Origin of the sequence: Novosphingobium sp. 9U (assembly GCF_902506425.1) — a bacterium.
In the GTDB taxonomy this organism is placed as follows: domain Bacteria; phylum Pseudomonadota; class Alphaproteobacteria; order Sphingomonadales; family Sphingomonadaceae; genus Novosphingobium.
The window spans coordinates 1-2,670 of record NZ_LR732534.1 but is presented as its reverse complement, the minus strand read 5'-3'; the positions used below and the strand labels follow the sequence as shown (position 1 = coordinate 2,670).

General features: G+C 63.3%; 3 protein-coding genes. 1 reads left to right on the top strand and 2 read right to left on the bottom strand.

Annotated elements, in window-relative coordinates; translation table 11 throughout:
• Positions 1-39: 39 nt before the first annotated feature.
• On the top strand, positions 40-597 hold the full coding sequence (locus GV044_RS20735; RefSeq protein ID WP_236555153.1) for a flavin reductase family protein: 558 nt from the start codon (positions 40-42) through the stop codon (positions 595-597).
• A gap of 55 nt (positions 598-652) precedes the next feature.
• Here GV044_RS20735 and GV044_RS20730 read toward each other — a convergent pair whose 3' ends face one another.
• Both GV044_RS20730 and ada read right to left on the bottom strand, forming a co-directional pair.
• Positions 653-1,429 carry a 2OG-Fe(II) oxygenase gene (locus GV044_RS20730; RefSeq protein WP_159874369.1) on the bottom strand — a complete coding sequence of 259 codons (777 nt, stop codon included), beginning with the start codon at positions 1,427-1,429 and terminating at the stop codon, positions 653-655.
• A 48-nt stretch (positions 1,430-1,477) separates the two neighbouring features.
• Positions 1,478-2,551, bottom strand: coding sequence for a bifunctional DNA-binding transcriptional regulator/O6-methylguanine-DNA methyltransferase Ada (ada, locus tag GV044_RS20725; RefSeq protein WP_159874368.1), 1,074 nt, complete (start codon positions 2,549-2,551; stop codon positions 1,478-1,480).
• Positions 2,552-2,670 lie beyond the last annotated feature (119 nt).

The following is a 2,670-nucleotide window of genomic DNA, read 5'->3' as shown; positions in this document are numbered from 1 at the left end:
GCGCCGATGTCGTCGGCATGGTGGCTAGGTTGGCGGTGCATGCTCGGCCTGCAGACCGCATCTCAGACGCCGCAGAACATGATGCGGACGGGCGAGTGCGTGTTGAACCTGCCGACGGTGCACCAGGTCGACGCCGTAGACCGGCTCGCGCGTCTGACGGGCTCCAGGGAAATCCCGAACTTCAAGAAGCAGCTTGGCTATGACTACGAACCCAGCAAGTTCGAGGTGGCCGGACTGACGCCGATTCCCTCGCGAACTGTCGCGGCTCCGCGCGCGCTTGAGTGCCCAATCCAGCTCGAGGCTGTGCTAGCCGAGCGTCATGACATCATGGCGGATGATCCCCAGGTTGCGGGTCTCCTTTCGGCTTTCGAGGTACGCATCACGCGTGTTCACGTCCTCCCTAGCCTGCTCATGGAAGGGCACGAAAACCGGATCGATCCGGCCAAGTGGCAGCCGCTGATTATGAATTTTCAGAAGTTCTACGGTGTTTCTAACGTTGAGGCTGCTCCATCTCGCCTCGCGCAGATCGAGGAGAGCAAGTACCGCATGCCCGACGTTGATCGTGCCCGCGTTGCCGCCCCACAAGGCGTCTGCTGAGCTTTGCAGCCCCTGTCCTGTGAGAGGGCAGGGGCTGCAAAAGCCGAACATCGCCTCAAGTGGCATCGTGGAAGATGATGCCCAGAGTGCGCCGGCTACCTGAGCGCACCTGGCTGACGCCGTGGCGGAGCGTGACCCGATAGTCGCCCTTGGTCCCGCGGTGCGGACGGCTGTTCACTGCGAAGACGACGGCATCGCCCCTGGCGAGCGGGACCACAATGGGCCGGCTCTGCATGCGGGGCCTCTGCTCGGTGAGGACGAACTCTCCACCCTCGAACGCCTCGTGCGGCTGCGACAGCAGCGTCGCCACCTGCAGAGGAAAGACATGTTCCCCGTAGAGGTCCTGGTGAAGGCAGTTGTAGTCGCCCGGCCCATACCGCAGCAGCAGCGGTGTGGGGCGGCGCTGCCCCGCAGCGTGGCACCGCTCCAGGAACTCAGCGACGTCCGAGGGGAAGCGGACGTCCAGCCCCATGCGCGCCTGCCAGGCGTTCGCGATCGGGAGCAGTCTTTGGTAGAGGTCCGTCCGCAATTCCTGCACCAAGTCCGGCAGCGGATATGAGAAGTAGCGGTACTCGCCTTTGCCGAAGCCGTGGCGCGCCATGACGACGTGGCTTCGGAACGCAAGCGTGTCACCATACATGCTCGCCAGGTCCGCGCATTGACCAGCGGTCAGCAGCCGCGGAAGGATCGCCCATCCTTGCCGGTCGAGGTCGTGCGTGATTGTCTGCCAATCAAAGGCCTTGATGCTGGCGCTTTTCGAGTCGACCTCCTCATCGCCAGGGGCTTGAGATTGCGTGATCTCGCTTGAGGAAAGCCGCTGTTCGTCGGTCATGTCTCTCACTCCATACGACATCGACGCAAGCATGGTGCGTAGGTTGGCTCAGGCGGCAGCACGCTCGCGTTCGAGAATGGCGCGCTTGCGCTCGACGCCCCAGGCGTAGCCGGACAGCGCACCGTCGTTCCGCACTACCCTATGGCATGGGATGGCAAGCGCCAGCTTGTTCGCTGCGCAGGCCCCAGCAACTGCGCGCGTGGCGCTCGGCGCGCCAACGCGCTCGGCGATCGCGGCATAGGAGATAGTCGTTCCAACCGGGATGTCCCGAAGCGCTTGCCACACCCGCTGCTGGAACGCGGTGCCGCGCACGTCGAGAGGCAGGTCGAGACTGATGGTGGGGGTTTCGACGAACCCGACGACCTTGGAGACAACCTCCTCGTAAGCGGTGTCGGCTCCGATCAGCGTCGCATTTGGGAAGCGGTCCTGCAGGTTGCGGGCGAGCTCCTCGGGATCATCTCCGAGCAGAATCGCGGCAATACCTTTCGCACTCGACGCCACCAGGATGGATCCCAGAGACGTTTCTCCGATTGCGAACCGGATATCCTCTTTCGTTCCGCCTTTGCGATAAGCGGAGGGCGTCATCCCCAGCAGGGCGTTGGACGTCTCGTAGAAGCGACTGCTCGAGTTGTAGCCGGCGTCGTATATCGCGTCGGTTACACTGGCATTTGCCACAAGCGCTTCGCGCACGCGCTTCGCCTTGCAGGCGTTGGCGTACGCTTTCGGCGTGAGACCCGTGTGGGCCTTGAAGACCCGGTGAAGGTAGCCCGAGCTCAATCCGAGTGCCTCGGCAAGATCGGCCAGTGACGGTGCGGTCTCACTCTCCTCGATCATGCGGCACACCCGCGTCACCAACTCAGCGTTCACGACATCTGCCGCCGGACCGTCGGGCTTGCACCGCTTGCATGCTCTGAAGCCGGTTGCTTGTGCGCTTTCGAGCGTGTCGTGGATCGTGACGTTCTTGGGGTTGCACCCCCGTGAAGCACAAGACGGCCGGCAGTAGATGCCGGTCGTGCCGACCGTATACGAGAACTCGCCATCAGCGGTCTTGTCGCGGGCGACGATGCGCGCCCAACGCGGATCAGCCAGGATGGCTCGAGCGTGTGCGTCTTCGCTGTTCATGCCGTTCGTCCTCTACAACGTGCATGTAGAGCTAGTCCGCTTCGTGACCAGCGGCACTCCGGGTCTTGCTCTCAAACTGAAGTCACCGTCGGCCGCGATCGACAAGGCAGTCCCGCTTT

Coding starts and splice junctions, on each gene's coding strand:
- GV044_RS20735 (WP_236555153.1), top strand. CDS start 40: ATGCTCGGCCTGCAGACCGCATCTCAGACGCCGCAGAACATGATGCGG.
- GV044_RS20730 (WP_159874369.1), bottom strand. CDS start 1,429: ATGACCGACGAACAGCGGCTTTCCTCAAGCGAGATCACGCAATCTCAA.
- ada (WP_159874368.1), bottom strand. CDS start 2,551: ATGAACAGCGAAGACGCACACGCTCGAGCCATCCTGGCTGATCCGCGT.